The 15,327-nt window shown below is 61.1% G+C and carries 16 protein-coding genes; 4 read left to right on the top strand and 12 right to left on the bottom strand.

Translation table 11 applies throughout. From position 1 onward, the window contains the following. Positions 1-72 precede the first annotated feature (72 nt). A complete protein-coding gene (locus APH25_RS16340; protein WP_028633099.1) occupies positions 73-843 on the bottom strand; it encodes a TerC family protein in 771 nt (256 codons plus the stop codon). Positions 844-905: 62 nt separating this feature from the next. Beyond that, positions 906-2,213: a CitMHS family transporter gene (locus APH25_RS16345; protein WP_028633098.1), complete on the bottom strand. Its 1,308-nt coding sequence runs from the start codon at positions 2,211-2,213 to the stop codon at positions 906-908. 260 nt (positions 2,214-2,473) lie between these two features. On the opposite strand from APH25_RS16345, the gene APH25_RS16350 reads away from it, so the two are divergent. After that, complete coding sequence (locus tag APH25_RS16350; protein ID WP_060482628.1) at positions 2,474-2,875, top strand: GFA family protein; 402 nt, start codon at positions 2,474-2,476, stop codon at positions 2,873-2,875. A gap of 19 nt (positions 2,876-2,894) precedes the next feature. Here APH25_RS16350 and APH25_RS16355 read toward each other — a convergent pair whose 3' ends face one another. From APH25_RS16355 to APH25_RS16375, 5 genes are all read right to left on the bottom strand, one after another. Further along, positions 2,895-4,850: a DUF4105 domain-containing protein gene (locus tag APH25_RS16355; protein ID WP_156333205.1), complete on the bottom strand. Its 1,956-nt coding sequence runs from the start codon at positions 4,848-4,850 to the stop codon at positions 2,895-2,897. After that, entirely contained in the window at positions 4,847-5,167 is a 321-nt protein-coding gene (locus APH25_RS16360) for a DUF2388 domain-containing protein (RefSeq protein WP_060482629.1), read from the bottom strand. The genes APH25_RS16355 and APH25_RS16360 overlap by 4 nt, the downstream gene beginning before the upstream one ends. A 35-nt stretch (positions 5,168-5,202) precedes the next feature. Then, positions 5,203-5,496, bottom strand: a complete 294-nt coding sequence (locus tag APH25_RS16365; protein WP_060482630.1) for a DUF2388 domain-containing protein — start codon at positions 5,494-5,496, stop codon at positions 5,203-5,205. Positions 5,497-5,525: 29 nt separating this feature from the next. Then, entirely contained in the window at positions 5,526-5,843 is a 318-nt protein-coding gene (locus APH25_RS16370) for a DUF2388 domain-containing protein (protein ID WP_028633093.1), read from the bottom strand. A gap of 291 nt (positions 5,844-6,134) precedes the next feature. Next, entirely contained in the window at positions 6,135-6,350 is a 216-nt protein-coding gene (locus APH25_RS16375; RefSeq protein ID WP_028633092.1) for a DUF1127 domain-containing protein, read from the bottom strand. On the opposite strand from APH25_RS16375, the gene APH25_RS25495 reads away from it, so the two are divergent. Beyond that, positions 6,349-6,504, top strand: a complete 156-nt coding sequence (locus APH25_RS25495; RefSeq protein WP_156333207.1) for a hypothetical protein — start codon at positions 6,349-6,351, stop codon at positions 6,502-6,504. The two genes, APH25_RS16375 and APH25_RS25495, sit on opposite strands and share 2 nt — an antisense overlap. A gap of 185 nt (positions 6,505-6,689) precedes the next feature. Here APH25_RS25495 and APH25_RS16380 read toward each other — a convergent pair whose 3' ends face one another. The 5 genes from APH25_RS16380 to APH25_RS16400 form a co-directional block, all read right to left on the bottom strand. Next, positions 6,690-8,183 (bottom strand): acetyl-CoA hydrolase/transferase family protein, encoded by a 1,494-nt coding sequence (locus APH25_RS16380; RefSeq protein WP_028633091.1) that lies wholly within the window; start codon positions 8,181-8,183, stop codon positions 6,690-6,692. Positions 8,184-8,365: 182 nt separating this feature from the next. Then, positions 8,366-9,802: an NAD(P)(+) transhydrogenase (Re/Si-specific) subunit beta gene (locus APH25_RS16385; RefSeq protein ID WP_028633090.1), complete on the bottom strand. Its 1,437-nt coding sequence runs from the start codon at positions 9,800-9,802 to the stop codon at positions 8,366-8,368. Beyond that, the gene (locus APH25_RS16390) at positions 9,799-10,119 is read right to left on the bottom strand and encodes an NAD(P) transhydrogenase subunit alpha (RefSeq protein WP_028633089.1); all 321 of its coding nucleotides are present in this window, start codon (positions 10,117-10,119) and stop codon (positions 9,799-9,801) included. The genes APH25_RS16385 and APH25_RS16390 overlap by 4 nt, the downstream gene beginning before the upstream one ends. A gap of 11 nt (positions 10,120-10,130) precedes the next feature. Further along, entirely contained in the window at positions 10,131-11,252 is a 1,122-nt protein-coding gene (locus APH25_RS16395; protein ID WP_060482631.1) for a Re/Si-specific NAD(P)(+) transhydrogenase subunit alpha, read from the bottom strand. A gap of 415 nt (positions 11,253-11,667) precedes the next feature. Continuing rightward, the gene (locus APH25_RS16400; protein WP_060482632.1) at positions 11,668-12,576 is read right to left on the bottom strand and encodes a LysR substrate-binding domain-containing protein; all 909 of its coding nucleotides are present in this window, start codon (positions 12,574-12,576) and stop codon (positions 11,668-11,670) included. 158 nt (positions 12,577-12,734) lie between these two features. On the opposite strand from APH25_RS16400, the gene APH25_RS16405 reads away from it, so the two are divergent. Next, the gene (locus APH25_RS16405) at positions 12,735-13,916 is read left to right on the top strand and encodes an acyl-CoA dehydrogenase (RefSeq protein WP_060482633.1); all 1,182 of its coding nucleotides are present in this window, start codon (positions 12,735-12,737) and stop codon (positions 13,914-13,916) included. A 22-nt stretch (positions 13,917-13,938) separates the two neighbouring features. Continuing rightward, positions 13,939-15,159, top strand: coding sequence for a CaiB/BaiF CoA-transferase family protein (locus tag APH25_RS16410; protein ID WP_060482634.1), 1,221 nt, complete (start codon positions 13,939-13,941; stop codon positions 15,157-15,159). Positions 15,160-15,327: the final 168 nt, after the last annotated feature.

The raw sequence follows: 15,327 nt of genomic DNA on the forward strand, positions 1-15,327 counted from the left end.
TGCCATGGGCCGGGCTGCCCAAAAAAGAAAAGGGCCTTGGAAAGGCCCTTTAGGGTTTGCAGCTTCCTGGGTTTATTGACCCGGGATGTCCTTGCGCAGTTTCACCGGGTCGTGATCCTTGCCGGCTTTGCGGGCAACGGCGGTGCGCATGCGGATGTTGATGGCTTCCACCGCCAGCGAGAACGCCATGGCGAAGTACACATAGCCCTTGGGTACATGCACGTCGAATGCCTCGGCGATCAGCACGGTGCCCACCACGATCAGGAACGACAGGGCGAGCATCTTCAACGAAGGGTGCTTGTCGATGAAGTCGCTAATGGCGCCGGCGCAGGCCATCATTACCAGTACGGCGACCACGATGGCGGCGATCATGACCGGTACGTGCGAAACCATGCCCACTGCGGTGATGACCGAGTCCAGCGAGAAGACGATGTCGATGATCGCGATCTGGATGATGGTGTAGAAGAACTTGCCGCCCGAGCCCTTGGGCTCCTCGGCGTTTTCATCTTCGCCTTCCAGGCCGTGGTAGATCTCCTGGGAGCTTTTCCACAGCAGGAACAGGCCACCGAAGAACAGGATAAGGTCACGCCCGGAAATGCCCTGGCCCAAGACCACGAACAGGTCGTTGGTGAGGCGCATCACCCAGGTGATGGACAGCAGCAGCATGATGCGGGTGACCATGGCCAAGGCCAGGCCGAAGATCCGGGTGCGCGGCTGCATGTGCTTGGGCATGCGGCTGACCAGGATCGAGATCATGATGATGTTGTCGATCCCCAGCACGATTTCAAGTGCGGTCAGGGTGAAAAAGGCAACCCAGATTTCCGGGCTGGTCAGCCATTCCATGTGTTTTCCTTCAAGCGGTAAAGGCCGCACGCAGGCGTGCGGCAAGGGAGAATGCGAGTGTATTAAAGACTACTGAACAGCGGAAAGATGCCCATCAAGAGCGCGGCAAACATTATGCACAGGCATACCAGCACCGCCCACTTGAGCGTAAAGCGCTGATGGTCGCCGAACTCGATGCCGGCCAGGGCCACCAGCAGGTAGGTGGAGGGTACCAGTGGGCTAAGCAAGTGCACGGGCTGGCCGACGATTGACGCCCGGGCCATTTCGACCGGGGTGATGCCGTAATGGCTGGCGGCTTCGGCCAGCACGGGCAGCACGCCGTAGTAGAACGCATCGTTTGACATGAAGAAGGTGAACGGCATGCTGACGATGGCTGTGATGACCGCAAGGTAGGGGCCGAGCGCTTCGGGGATGACCGCCAGCAGGCTCTTGGACATGGCATCGACCATGCCGGTGCCTGACAGGATGCCGGTGAAAATGCCGGCTGCGAAGATCAGCCCGGTCACGGCCAGTACGCTGCCGGCGTGGGCGGCGATGCGGTCCTTCTGCTGCTGCAGGCACGGGTAGTTGACGATCATGGCGATGCTGAAGGCGATCATGAACAGCACGGGCAACGGCAGTACGCCGGCAATCAGTGCCACCATCAGGGCGGCGGTCAGGGCGCCGTTGAAGTACAGCAGCTTGGGGCGCCGGGCCTCCGGGTACTGCGACACGCTGATTTCGCTGTGGTCGATATCGTCAGTGGGCAGGTGCAGCTCGCCCAGGCGAGCACGCTCGCGCTTGCCGTAGAGGTAGGCGATACCGAGGATGGCCACCACACCGAACAACATGGCGGGGATCATCGGGACGAAGATGTCCGAAGGGTCGACGTGAAGCGCACTGGCTGCACGCGCAGTCGGCCCGCCCCATGGGGTCATGTTCATTACGCCGCCGGCCAGGATGGTCAGGCCGGCCATGATCCGCGGGCTCATGCCCAGGCGGCTGTACATGGGCAGCATGGCCGCGCAGCAGATCATGTAGGTGGTAGCGCCGTCACCGTCCAGCGAAACCACCAGGGCCAGCACGGCGGTACCCACCGACACTTTCAGCGGGTCGCCCTTGACCAGTTTGAGGATCTTGCGCACGGCCGGGTCGAACAGGCCGGAGTCGATCATCAGGGCGAAATACAAGATGGCGAACATCAGCATCACACCGGTGGGCGCGAGTTTGCTGATGCCTTCCAGCATCATGGGGCCGATCTTGCTGGCAAAACCGCCGAACATGGCGAACAGGATGGGTACCAGAATCAGTGCGATCAAGGCCGATAGGCGCTTGGTCATGATCAGGTACATGAAGGTGATGACCATGGCAAAGCCAAGGAAAGTCAGCATGGCAGTACTCCAGGCGAGGCGCGAAAGTTAAGGCGATTCGGGCGGGTCAGCGCGTAGGGCGCTGTGCATGGAGCTGCAGGATGTGGGCTACGACGAGTCGGGCACGGAAAGGCATCGGGGTCACCATTGTTGTTGTTGGATTGCGCCGGGCGCGGTATTCCGTGCCCTGGCTGACCGGTCTGTGCCGGCAATGGGGGCTATCCTAGGTGGGCAAGCTTTCAGCCAGCTTTCGCTGCAACAAAGTCGACAGGAGGTTATGCATGGGTGATATGACGGAAGGGGGCTGCCATTGCGGCGCCTTGCGCTACCGGCTGGAGGGCGATTTGTCAGATGTCGCCCACTGCCATTGCTCCATTTGCCGACGGGTCAGTGGCGGGCTGGTGGTGACCTGGGTCACGCTGCCCCGCTCAGGCTTCAGCTGGCTGCTGGGGGAGCCGAGCTGCTATGTGGCACCGGCCAGTTGCAGCCGCTATTTTTGCGGGCGCTGCGGCGCTCATCTGGCGCTGGTGACTTCGCACAGCCCTGACACGGTGGATGTAACGGTCGCGACGCTGGACCAGCCGGAACAGGTGCGGGCCAATCGGCATATCTGGGTGGGTAGCCGGGTGACTTGGTTGCACCTGGATGAGCATTTGCCTGCGGAGTTTGGCGAAAAGTTATAGGGTTGTGTGGCCAGCACAATCACAACTGCAGGCCACCCGCTGCCTTGTGCAGCGCCCGCAGGTGCTCGCCGATCTGTTTAACGTTGGCTTCCACTGCAGCAATCTGCTTGGCCCTCGACGGCTCCAGTAGCGCCCTCACCTCCTGGTCAAGGCTGGTGCTCAGCCGCAGCAGCTGCGCCTGGCGTTCGCGGCTGACTGTTTCCAGGTGCTTGCGCTCTTCAGGTTGAGGCAGCCCGTAGCCGGTTGAATCCAGCAGTTCGGCCGGCCGGCTCAGGAAGCCACTGTTGGCGAGCATCTGCTTGAGGGTGGCGTCAGCCTTGTCGATGCTACCGTCCTTGAGCGCCGCGGCATTGAGGTAGCGTTGCTTGACTTCATCCTGGGCCAGCAGCAATTGCCGCCGCAGGCCAGCCTGTTCCAGCAGCAGCAACGCGGCGCTGGTGCGCAGGTCAGCCTTGGCGAACCAGCTGCGGCGTTGCTCGGCATCCAGCGCCAGCCAGTCTTCCACTGCTTTCTGCTCGACCGGCAGCTGCTTCTTCAGCACCTCGAACATGGCCTGGTAGCGGTCCCGGTAAGAATCGAAGCGGTAACCCAGCCGCAGCGCTTCGCGGGGGTTGTCGAGCACATGGGTATCTGCCAGGCCGCGGCCGCTGAGCACGGCCAGCAGGCCGTTCGGCATGATGCTGTCGAGGTCGTTGAGCTTGGGGTTGGCAGTGCCGCTGCGTAACAGCTTCAACGACTCCACCGCACAGTTGTTCGACAGGAACCAGTAATTGCCGTCGTAGCTCCAGTGCATTTCCGCCGCCTGGCGCACCAGGTTTTCGATTTCTTCCCGGTTGAGCTTGAGCGGTACGGAAGCCAGGCTGCGCAGTTCGGTCTTGGTGTACTCGTCGATCACCTGGCCCAGGGGCAATACGAACAGCCGTGACGGATACACCCCCACCAGGCCATCCCAGCTGGACAACTGCACGTCATTGACGAATGCGCGGTACGAGAGTACCAGGCTCTGGTCCAGGTCCAGCCGGCAGTCCGGGCCCCGTGGGCGGCCTGGCTTGCAGATGACCAGGCGCAACATGCTGTGCCCCCAGCGGCTGACCAGGTTCTGATTGGCTTCGGCCAGCAGGAAGTCCACTTCGTACACACGCTCGGGGTCCACTTCACCCAGTGGCTGGCGGGCGAAGTCGCTGCCGGCGTTGATGAACGGCAGGGTTTTGGCGCAGGTGTCCTGAGGGGGCGCCCAGCCGAAATGCTCGCGCAGGTACTGATTGAGCGCCGGGCGGCGGCACCCGTAGCTCGGGTCGAGGAGGAAGTACTCCATGTTGACCGCTATGTATTCCTTCGGGGTGCTCAGTTCGTAACTGTCGGGGCTGCGCACGAACTGGCCATTGTGCTGCTCACGCTCGCCGCGCCGGCCTACGTATTGCTGCCAGCCGGCCAGGTCGAGCAGGCGCGGGTCGTCGCTGAGGGTGAAGCGGCGCTCGGCCTGGCCGCGGCACTGGCCGGGCAAGCCCACTTTGCCCAGCGTGCCTTGCTGGCGCTTGCAGCGCGCGATCAGCGACTGCTCCTGGCTGGGCCACAGCCGGGCGCGGTCGTAGATATGGGTGAGTTCATGCAGCACGGTGGCCAGCAGCTCTGCGCGCACGGTGCCATGAGGGCGCTGCGTAGGCTCAGTTGCCGCGCTGCCGTCGGCAAGGCTGGGTAGCAGGCGCCGGTTGAGTTCGAGGGTGGACACCGGGGAAGCCTGGCCGTAGGCATTGGCCGGCATGTGGTCGCTCCAGCCGACCTGAACAGTGCGGTCAAGCCGCTGCTTGAACAGAGGTGGCAGTTTGGCCATGGCCTCGTCCAGCAGCCTCTGGCTGGCCTCTACCTGTTGTGCGTCGAGGCCGGCCACCTGCAGCTGGAGCTGCAGGTCTGCCAGTGCGGGCGTGCCGGTCAGCGTCAGGGCGCAGCCGAGCAACCAGGCACGCACGTTGTTCACAGCGCGAGAATGGCTTCGGCCAGCACCTGGTCGCTGGCGTCACGTGCCTGCGGCACGCGGTCGCGCAATGTGTCGAAGGCGGCTTCAAGCTGGGCCCCGCGGATGTCGCCGTTGCTGGCGACAAAGCTGGCGGCGTCGTCATGGGCTTCACGCACCACTTTCGAGTCGCGGATGGAGGTGGTGGTATCGGACGTGAAGTCAATCGAGCGGCCAAAGGCACGCACGATGATGTTGCTGGTGGCCACCAGGGTCTGTGCCTGAGCCAGGTCGGCCAGCAACAGCATGCCGAGGGTCGCGGCAATCAGCGGTTTGCGCATGGAGCATCTCCGAAAATACAGGGAGTGAGGGGTAGTTATTGGACGAGGATAGCCTGCGCCAGTTCCAGGTCACTGACGCCACGGCACGTACAATCGCGCCTTAATGATGCCAACGCGGCTTCCAGCCATGCACCCCGCAGCTGCCCTCCACTGGCCACGAAGGCTGCAGCGTCATCGCGCGCCTCTAACACCAGTTTGCGGTCGAAGGGCGCGCTGGTGACCTGGCTGGTGACATAGCCGGAAATCACCAACCCCTGGGTGGTGGTATCCATGGCGTGGGCTGCCGCGATACTGGCGAGCCACAACAACGGCAGCAACAAATAGCGCATGGTGGTTGAACGAGGCAGCCGGGGCTTGCTCAGAGTGCGAGGATAGCCTGGGCCAGTTGTGCGTCACTGGCTTGCAGGGCTGGCATTTGTGAGCGGATGTGCAGCAACGCGCTTTCCAGCTTGGCGCCACGGATATCACCCTGGCTGGCGACGAAGCTGGCGGCGTCGTCACGCGCCGCTTGCACCACTTTGTCGTCGCGCAGCGACGAGGTGGCGTCGGAGGTGGCATCGGTGGAGGCCGCTACCGCGCCGACCACACTGTCGGTGGTCACGATGAAGCTGCTGGCCTGTGCAGTGCCGGCCAGGCTCAGCATCAAGGCAGCGCCAATCAGATAGTTACGGGGCATGTAGGGAAACTCCTGGCTTGGGTCGTAATGCTACTGGGACGTTAAGGTGGCGGTGTTAGACACCCCTAAAGGTGGGTTCTACCAGACTGTTGGCCGAAGCGTATCACGCGTAGGTGTATCAGAATGTTAAACACGGCCGCTGGCAACAACTGTACCTGTCTTATGCAATGCAAGGGGAAATTGTACTGGTACGAGACTGGCGTCGCTATTCACACCAACAAAAAACCCGCCGCAGTTGTCTGCGGCGGGTTCAGGAAATTCGTGGTGCCAGCCTGGCTGGCAACCCAGCGCTTAGCGCCAGAAAGGCTTGCTGAGCTCTTCGTAACGCTGCGACTCACTGATACCGGCATCCGCCAGCAGGCGGGCGTCCAGGCGAGCCAGTTGACGACGGCTGGCCATGCGGCGCTGCCACAACAGCAGGGTGGAGGCTACACGCAGAGGCAGAGAGGCGTGGGATTGCTGAGCTTCGCTTTCAAAAACCAGACCGGAACTTAGGGTACGTTCCATGATGATCATCCTTCCGCTTATGGCGGCATTAGATAGTGATTTAACTGATGCCAATGATCCTCCCCTCTTGTCCATAACAGTAGATACAGTTCCTTCAAAAGATGATGGGCCAGTTAACTGTGTAACGGTACTGTTGCACCCGAAAGCAGCCTAACTGTACTGGTCTGCCTCATGTTGGTGCATCTTGGCGCTTTTTTCGGATGGTCAGGCTGAGAGAAGAAGGCTTAACCAGTACAGTAGTACAGTTTATTATGGTGATGCCTGGCAGTTTGTAGCAGGCAAAGAAAAAGGGCCGCATCGCGGCCCTCAATTGTGTTGCATACGCAGGCGGGTTGCCGGTCAGCTGGCCAACATGCGCCCCGTCTCTTCCAGGTTTTCGTGCCAGCTGAGTGCCTCGCGCAGGATATGCGGGGTATGCCCACCTCGCTCGCAGGCCCTGTCAAAGTAGTCGTTCAGCGCGGCGCGGTAGTCTGGGTGCACACAGTTATCGATGATCACCCGCGCCCGCTCCCGCGGCGCCAGGCCTCGCAAGTCGGCCAGGCCTTGTTCAGTGACCAGGATGTCGACATCGTGCTCGGTGTGGTCCACGTGGCTGACCATGGGTACGACGCTGGAGATAGCACCCCCTTTGGCAATCGATTTGGTCACGAATACCGACAAATGCGCATTTCGCGCGAAATCGCCCGAGCCACCAATGCCGTTCATCATGCGCGTACCGCACACGTGGGTGGAGTTGACGTTACCGTAGATGTCGAACTCCAGCGCGGTGTTGATCCCGATGATGCCCAGGCGGCGCACCACTTCCGGGTGGTTGGAGATTTCCTGCGGGCGCAGTACCAGCTTGTCCTTGTATTGCTCCAGGTTGCCGAACACGTCAGCGTTGCGGCGCGAGGACAAGGTGATCGAACTGCCAGAGGCGAAACGCAGCTTGCCCGCATCGATCAGGTCGAAGGTGGAGTCCTGCAGCACTTCGGAATACATGGTCAGTTCTTCGAATGGCGACTCGATCAGGCCGCACATCACTGCGTTGGCGATGCTGCCGATACCGGCCTGCAACGGGCCCAGCCGGTTGGTCAGGCGCCCCGCCGCCACTTCTTTCTTGAAGAAGTTGATCAGGTGGTCGGCGATGCCCTGGGTTTCGCCATCGGGCGGCAACACGGTGGAAGGCGAGTCCGGCTGGTCGCTGATGACGATACCAACGATCTTGGCCGGGTCGATGGGAATGGCGGTGCTACCAATACGGTCGTCCACCTTCACCAGTGGGATCGGCGTACGGGTGGGGCGGTAGGTTGGGATATAGATGTCGTGCAAACCCTCAAGGTTGGGGTTGTGCGACAGGTTGATCTCGATGATCACCTGCTTGGCGAAAATCGCGAAGCTGGCCGAGTTGCCCACCGACGTGGTGGGTACGATGTGGCCTTGTTCAGTGATCGCCACCGCCTCGATGACCGCGATGTCGGGCAGCTTGAGCTGCTGGTTGCGCAGTTGCTCCACCGTTTCGGACAGGTGCTGGTCAATGAACATCACCTTGCCGTCGTTGATGGCCTTGCGCAGTGTGCTGTCCACCTGGAACGGCATACGGCGCGCGAGCACGCCGGCCTCGGTCAACTGCTTGTCCAGGTCGTTGCCCAGGCTGGCGCCGGTCATCAGGCTGATTTTCAGCGGGGTCAGCTTGGCGCGCTCGGCCAGTGCGTGGGGAACGGCCTTGGCTTCACCGGCGCGGGTGAAGCCGCTCATGCCGACGGTCATGCCGTCCTCGATCAGGCCAGCGGCATCAGCCGCACTCATTACCTTGCTGTGCAGGGAGGACAAGCGGATACGATCACGGTACATGGATTGTTATCTCGGGCTACTAAGCTACTGCAGCGCAGTCTAGTGTTTTCGCCCGTTGCCGTCCCGCGACCATGGTCGTATGCCCCTGCAGCGTTCGCTGCCGTTGATCCGGATCATAAAAAGCAGAGCCCCGGTGGATCAGACCGGGGCTCTGCTTATATAGGCCGATGCAGCAGCAGTGGTTACTCCACAGCCTTGACCATGTCCTCGATGACCTTCTTGGCGTCACCAAACACCATCATGGTCTTGTCCAGGTAGAACAGTTCGTTATCCAGCCCCGCATAGCCGCTGGCCATGGAGCGCTTGTTGACGATGATGGTCTTGGCCTTGAAGGCTTCGAGGATGGGCATGCCGGCGATCGGTGACTTGGGGTCGTTCTTGGCAGCCGGGTTGACCACGTCGTTGGCGCCCAACACCAGCACCACGTCGGCCTGGCCGAACTCGGCGTTGATGTCTTCCATTTCGAACACCTGGTCGTAGGGTACCTCTGCCTCGGCCAGCAGCACGTTCATGTGCCCGGGCATACGCCCTGCTACCGGGTGAATCGCATACTTCACCGTCACCCCGTTGTGGGTCAGCTTCTCGGTCAGCTCCTTCAATGCATGCTGGGCGCGGGCCACTGCCAGGCCGTAACCTGGCACGATGATCACGCTGTCGGCGTTGCTGAGCAGGAAGGTGGCGTCATCGGCAGAACCCGACTTTACCGGGCGCTGCTCCTTCGAGCCTTGTGCCGCACCCGCGTCTGTATCCCCACCAAAGCCGCCGAGGATCACGTTGAAGAACGAGCGGTTCATGGCTTTGCACATGATGTACGACAGAATCGCACCCGACGAACCGACCAGTGAGCCCGCAATGATCAGCATCGAGTTGTTCAGCGAGAAGCCGATACCGGCAGCCGCCCAGCCCGAGTAGCTGTTGAGCATTGATACCACCACCGGCATGTCTGCCCCGCCGATCGGAATGATGATCAGCACGCCCATCACGAAAGCCAGGGCCAGCATGAGGGTGAAGGCGCTGTAGTGGCCGGTGAACGTGAACAGCAGGCCCAGGGCGATGGTGGTCAGGCCCAGGATCAGGTTCAGCTTGTGCTGCCCGGCAAACTGCACCGGCGCACCCTGGAACAGGCGGAACTTGTACTTGCCCGACAGCTTGCCAAACGCGATCACCGAACCGGAGAAGGTAATGGCACCAATGGCTGCGCCGAGGAACAGTTCCAGTCGGTTGCCCGTGGGGATCGGGTCGCTGATGGCGGCGACAATGCCCATGGACTGGGGTTCGAGTACCGCAGCAATGGCGATGAACACTGCCGCAAGGCCGATCATGCTGTGCATGAAGGCGACCAGCTCCGGCATCTTGGTCATCTCGACGCGCTTGGCCATGATCGAACCGGCCGTACCACCGACCAGCAGGCCGACAAGCACGTAGCCGATGCCGGCAGTAGCGAGCTCGGCACCCAGCTTATAGATGAGGCCAACCGTGGTGAGGATGGCGATCCCCATGCCGATCATGCCGAACAGGTTGCCGCGCCGTGACGTGGTGGGGTGCGACAGGCCTTTGAGTGCCTGGATGAAGCACACCGAGGCAACCAGGTACAGAAGCGTTACCAGATTCATGCTCATGCTGACTTCTGCCCCTCGTTCTTGGTTTTTTTCTTGAACATCTCAAGCATGCGCCGGGTGACCAGAAAGCCACCGAAGACGTTGACTGCCGCAAGGGCAACGGCCAGGGTGCCCATCACCTTGCCGGCGGGGGTTACGGTCAGTGCCGCAGCCAGCATCGCGCCGACGATGACGATGGCAGAAATGGCGTTGGTAACCGCCATCAGGGGGGTGTGCAGCGCCGGGGTAACGTTCCACACCACGTGGTAGCCCACGTAGATGGCCAGCACGAAAATGATGAGGTTGTAGATGCCATGGGAAATCAGCATGTCTTCCATTGTCGTGCTCCTCAGCCGTTCTTGCGGACGATCTGCCCGTCGCGGCACATGAGGCAGGCCGCGACGATGTCGTCTTCCAGGTTGATGGTCAGGGCGCCGTCCTTGTCGAACAGCAGCTTCATGAAGTCCAGCAGGTTGCGGGCATACAGTGCCGAGGCGTCGGCGGCTACCTGCGCGGGGAGGTTGGTCGGCCCGACGATGGTTACGCCGTGCGCCTGCACCACCTGATCGGCGACGGTCAGTGGGCAGTTGCCGCCCTGCGCGGCTGCCAGGTCGATCACCACCGAGCCAGGTTTCATTTGGGCAACGGTCTCGGCACTGAGCAAGGTAGGCGCCTTGCGGCCCGGAATGAGCGCCGTGGTAATCACGATATCTGCCTGCTTGGCGCGCTCGTGCACAGCCTGTGCCTGGCGTTGCATCCAGCTGGCCGGCATTGGGCGTGCGTAGCCGCCTACCCCTTCGGCGCACTCGCGCTCTTCGTCGGTCTCATAGGGCACGTCGATGAATTTGCCACCCAGCGATTCAATCTGCTCCTTTACCGCAGGGCGCACGTCGGAGGCTTCGATCACGGCACCCAGCCGCTTGGCTGTAGCAATGGCCTGCAAGCCGGCAACACCGGCACCCAGAATCAGCACGCGCGCGGCCTTGACGGTGCCGGCTGCGGTCATGAGCATCGGCATGAAGCGCGGGTAATGCTGCGCTGCCAGCAGCACGGCCTTATAGCCTGCGATGTTGGCCTGGGACGACAGTACGTCCAGGCTTTGAGCGCGTGAGGTACGTGGCGCTGCTTCAAGGGCGAAGGCAGTAACGCCGCGCTCGGCCATTCTGGCGATCAGCTCGCTGTTGAACGGGTTGAGCATGCCCACCAGCAAGGTGCCAGGCTTGACCAGCGCCAGCTCCTGGTCGTTTGGCGCGACCACCTTGAGCACCAGTTGCGCGCCGTAGGCATCAGCTGCACTGCCCAGGGCCGCACCCACCGCTTCGAAGGCACTGTCGGGAATGCTGGCATTGAGCCCTGCCCCCCGCTGCACCGTGACCTGATGGCCTTGGCCAATGAGTTTCTTGATGGTTTCCGGGGTCGCAGCGACCCTTGCCTCACCGGCCTGCGTTTCGAGAGGAACACCTATGTGCACGACATTTCTCCTGCGGTGACCTTTGTCTTTGTAAATGCCAGCACACTTCGGGTGGTGTGCTGGGGCGGCTATCGAGCCCCAACCCGCCGAATCCTGGGCGGGCGAAGCATTTTGCAGACGAACCTCAGGCCCTACAAGCCATTCTGGAGCGAAACCATTGTAAAACTACAAGTCACCCTGTGACTGCATGTCGCAGTGCGTCTCACGCAGCCCTGAAAATTCGGGCTTTCGGCAGATTAGGCTAAAAAACAGAATAAATTCTGCCTAATTCGTGTTTGGAAAGGTGAATGTCGCAAAATGACGCTTCAAAACGTGCCATTAAGGGGCTAGTGACCATTTTGGTGCGGCTCAGAAAAATTAATCAAGTGCGACATATATTTATATCTGTAGGCTTTAAATAAAGCTGACTACGGGGTCAATTAGCGCTAGCTGCCTTTATGTACGCGTGTGACTGCTCGGTGAGCCAGTCACGAAAGGCAACCAGGGATGCCGACTGTACCTTGCGCTCCGGAATCATCAGATAGTAGGCCTTGTGGCTGCTCAGAACATGCCTGTTAGCGACCACCAACCTACCCTCCTCCAACTCCCGCTGGATCAGGAACGGAGGGATCAAGGCGATGCCCATCTGGTGGATGGCCGCCTGCGAGAGCATTGAAAACAGTTCGTAGCGAGGCCCGGTCATGTCCCCCTCCACGCTTAGCCCTGCGCTGGCGAACCATTGGCGCCAGGCGTACGGGCGTGTGCTCTGCTGCAGCAGTGGCAGTTCGGCGATACGCTGTGCCTCCAGGGCCGGCAACCCGTGCAGCAGCGCAGGGCTGCACACGGGTACCGGGTTCTCTCCCATCAGCCTGTGGGCCTGGGTACCCGACCAGTCGCCATCGCCGAAATACACGGCAGCGTCGAAGGGCGTATCAGCGAACAGAAACGGCCGGGTGCGGTTGGTGAGGTTGACGGTGACGTCGGGGTGGCGTTGCTGGAAATCCTTCAGCCGGGGTAATAGCCATTGCGTGCCGAAGGTGGGCACTACCGCCAGCTCGATGACGTTGGCGCCCTGCTGGCGCATTACCGACAGCGTGTCGCGCTCTACCGCGTCCAGCTGGGCTGCAACCTGCCGGCTATAAGAAAGCCCTGCTTCAGTCAGCTTTACGCCTCGGCGTGATCGCCTGAACAGTTCCACATTAAGGAACACTTCCAGCCCGCCTACCTGGCGACAGACTGCGCCCTGGGTCAGGGAAAGCTCCTGGGCTGCCTTGGTGAAGCTTTCGTGGCGGGCCGATGCCTCGAAGCAGATCAGGGCTGTGGTACTGGGTATTTTGCGCCGCATGCTTATCCCTCACTTGTTGGGCGTTGAAGCTGGGCTTCAACAGGTATACGAAGTGAGAAAATATCACTGATTGGTGCGTAATCGTCGTTTGTGGTGCGAGGCGTTGCGGCCTAGGATCAATGCATACCGCACTGTTGCCGCATTCGAGGAATTCGCTCATGGCCCCCAAGGCAAGCTTCAACTGGATCGACCCACTGCTGCTGGACCAGCAGCTCACTGAAGAAGAGCGCATGGTGCGTGACAGCGCTTATCAGTTTGCCCAGGACAAGCTCGCGCCGCGGGTGCTCGAGGCCTTCCGCCATGAGAAGACTGACCCGGCGATCTTCCGCGAGATGGGTGAGGTTGGGCTGCTGGGGGCGACCATTCCCGAGCAGTACGGCGGCAGTGGCCTGAATTATGTGTGCTACGGCCTTATCGCCCGTGAGGTGGAGCGCATCGACTCCGGCTACCGCTCGATGATGAGTGTGCAGTCCTCGCTGGTCATGGTGCCGATCAATGAGTTTGGTACCGAGGGGCAGAAGCAGAAGTACCTGCCGAAGCTGGCCAGTGGCGAGTGGATTGGCTGCTTCGGCCTCACCGAACCCAATCACGGTTCCGACCCAGGTTCGATGATCACCCGTGCCCGTAAGGTAGAAGGCGGTTATCGCCTTACCGGCAGCAAGATGTGGATTACCAACAGCCCTATCGCTGATGTGTTCGTGGTATGGGCCAAGGACGATGCGGGTGACATCCGGGGCTTTGTGCTAGAGAAGGGCTGGGAGGGCCTGAGCGCGCCAGCGATCCATGGCAAGGTGGGGCTGCGTGCGTCGATCACTGGCGAAATCGTCATGGACAACGTGTTCGTCCCCGAGGACAACATCTTCCCCGAAGTGCGCGGCCTCAAAGGGCCCTTCACGTGCCTGAACTCAGCCCGGTATGGCATCTCCTGGGGTGCGCTGGGTGCTGCGGAGGCCTGCTGGCACACGGCACGTCAGTACACCCTGGACCGTCAGCAGTTCGGCCGCCCGCTCGCCGCCAACCAGCTTATCCAGAAGAAGCTGGCCGACATGCAGACCGAAATCACGCTGGCCCTTCAAGGCTGCCTGCGCTTGGGGCGTATGAAGGATGAGGGTACGGCGGCGATAGAGATTACTTCCATCATGAAGCGTAATTCGTGTGGCAAGGCATTGGACATCGCCCGTATGGCGCGGGACATGCTGGGGGGTAACGGCATTTCCGATGAGTTTGGTGTAGCGCGTCATCTGGTGAACCTGGAAGTGGTCAACACCTATGAGGGTACCCACGACGTGCATGCGTTGATTCTGGGGCGTGCCCAGACGGGTATCCAGGCCTTCTATTGATCTGCTTATAAGGAATCGGCCCATGGGCGCGCTATCACATCTGCGGGTGCTGGACCTTTCGCGCGTGCTGGCCGGGCCTTGGTCCGGGCAGATCCTCGCCGACCTGGGGGCCGACGTGATCAAGGTGGAGCGCCCCGGGTCTGGGGACGATACCCGCGCCTGGGGGCCGCCTTTCTTCAAGAACGCTGAGGGCGAGAATACCCGTGAGGCGGCCTACTACCTGTCGGCTAACCGTAACAAGCGGTCGGTAACCATCGACTTCACCCAGCCAGAGGGCCAGCGCCTAGTACGTGAGCTGGCGGCTACCTGCGATATTGTCATCGAGAACTTCAAGGTCGGTGGCCTGGCGGCCTATGGGCTGGACTATGAGGGCCTGAAGGCGGTCAACCCCAGGCTTATCTATTGCTCGATTACCGGGTTTGGCCAGACAGGCCCTTATGCCAAGCGTGCTGGTTATGACTTCATGATTCAGGGCCTGGGTGGCCTCATGAGCCTCACGGGTCGCCCGGAGGGGGAAGCCGGTGAAGGGCCGGTGAAGGTGGGCGTAGCGCTTACCGATATCCTTACCGGGCTGTACTCGACCGTTGCCATGCTTGCCGCCTTGTCGCACCGGGAGCAGACAGGTATCGGCCAGCACATAGATATGGCACTGCTGGACGTGCAGGTAGCCTGCTTGGCGAACCAGGCCATGAACTACCTGACCACGGGTAACCCACCGCGGCGTTTGGGCAATGCGCACCCTAATATAGTGCCGTACCAGGATTTCCCCACTGCAGATGGTGACTTCATCCTGACGGTGGGTAACGACAGCCAGTTCCGCAAGTTCGCTGAGGTGGCCGGGCAGCCGGAGTGGGCGGACGATGCGCGGTTCGCCACCAACAAGCTTCGCGTGGCCAACAGGGCGCAACTGATCCCGTTGATCAGGCAGGCCACCGTGTTCAAGACCACGGCCCAGTGGGTGAGCCAGCTGGAGGCTGCGGGTGTGCCATGCGGGCCGATCAACGACCTGGCCCAGGTGTTCCAGGACCCGCAGGTACTGGCTCGAGGCCTGGCCGTCAGCATGCCGCATCCACTGGGGGGCAGCGTACCGCAAGTGGCAAGCCCCATACGGCTGTCGCAAACCCCGGTTGAGTATCGGCGTGCGCCGCCGTTGCTGGGTGAGCATACCGACGCGGTATTGACTGACGTGCTGGAACTGGACGCGGCTCAATTGAAGCGGCTGAGAGATACAGGGGTCATATGATGGCCGGTACATGCCCTATTTCAACTTATTGAAATAAACGGTTGACGCCCTCTCGAATCCCCTTATAATGCGCCCCACTTCCAGCGACAACGGAACGCAAAACTCCTTGAAATTCAATGAGTTAAGCGATTAACCGGTTTCTGGAGGCGCTACGATCACCTGATCAAA

It is taken from the genome of Pseudomonas sp. NBRC 111119 (assembly GCF_001320125.1).
In the GTDB taxonomy this organism is placed as follows: Bacteria; Pseudomonadota; Gammaproteobacteria; order Pseudomonadales; family Pseudomonadaceae; genus Aquipseudomonas; species Aquipseudomonas parafulva.

Excerpts from the sequence above, each read along its gene's own strand:
- APH25_RS16405 (WP_060482633.1), top strand. The coding sequence starts at position 12,735 with ATGGCCCCCAAGGCAAGCTTCAACTGGATCGACCCACTGCTGCTGGAC.
- APH25_RS16390 (WP_028633089.1), bottom strand. The coding sequence starts at position 10,119 with ATGGAAGACATGCTGATTTCCCATGGCATCTACAACCTCATCATTTTC.
- APH25_RS16365 (WP_060482630.1), bottom strand. The coding sequence starts at position 5,496 with ATGCGCTATTTGTTGCTGCCGTTGTTGTGGCTCGCCAGTATCGCGGCA.
- APH25_RS16360 (WP_060482629.1), bottom strand. The coding sequence starts at position 5,167 with ATGCGCAAACCGCTGATTGCCGCGACCCTCGGCATGCTGTTGCTGGCC.
- APH25_RS16370 (WP_028633093.1), bottom strand. The coding sequence starts at position 5,843 with ATGCCCCGTAACTATCTGATTGGCGCTGCCTTGATGCTGAGCCTGGCC.
- APH25_RS16400 (WP_060482632.1), bottom strand. The coding sequence starts at position 12,576 with ATGCGGCGCAAAATACCCAGTACCACAGCCCTGATCTGCTTCGAGGCA.
- APH25_RS25495 (WP_156333207.1), top strand. The coding sequence starts at position 6,349 with ATGATGATCATCCTTCCGCTTATGGCGGCATTAGATAGTGATTTAACT.
- APH25_RS16345 (WP_028633098.1), bottom strand. The coding sequence starts at position 2,213 with ATGCTGACTTTCCTTGGCTTTGCCATGGTCATCACCTTCATGTACCTG.
- APH25_RS16380 (WP_028633091.1), bottom strand. The coding sequence starts at position 8,183 with ATGTACCGTGATCGTATCCGCTTGTCCTCCCTGCACAGCAAGGTAATG.
- APH25_RS16350 (WP_060482628.1), top strand. The coding sequence starts at position 2,474 with ATGGGTGATATGACGGAAGGGGGCTGCCATTGCGGCGCCTTGCGCTAC.
- APH25_RS16385 (WP_028633090.1), bottom strand. The coding sequence starts at position 9,802 with ATGAGCATGAATCTGGTAACGCTTCTGTACCTGGTTGCCTCGGTGTGC.
- APH25_RS16340 (WP_028633099.1), bottom strand. The coding sequence starts at position 843 with ATGGAATGGCTGACCAGCCCGGAAATCTGGGTTGCCTTTTTCACCCTG.
- APH25_RS16375 (WP_028633092.1), bottom strand. The coding sequence starts at position 6,350 with ATGGAACGTACCCTAAGTTCCGGTCTGGTTTTTGAAAGCGAAGCTCAG.
- APH25_RS16410 (WP_060482634.1), top strand. The coding sequence starts at position 13,939 with ATGGGCGCGCTATCACATCTGCGGGTGCTGGACCTTTCGCGCGTGCTG.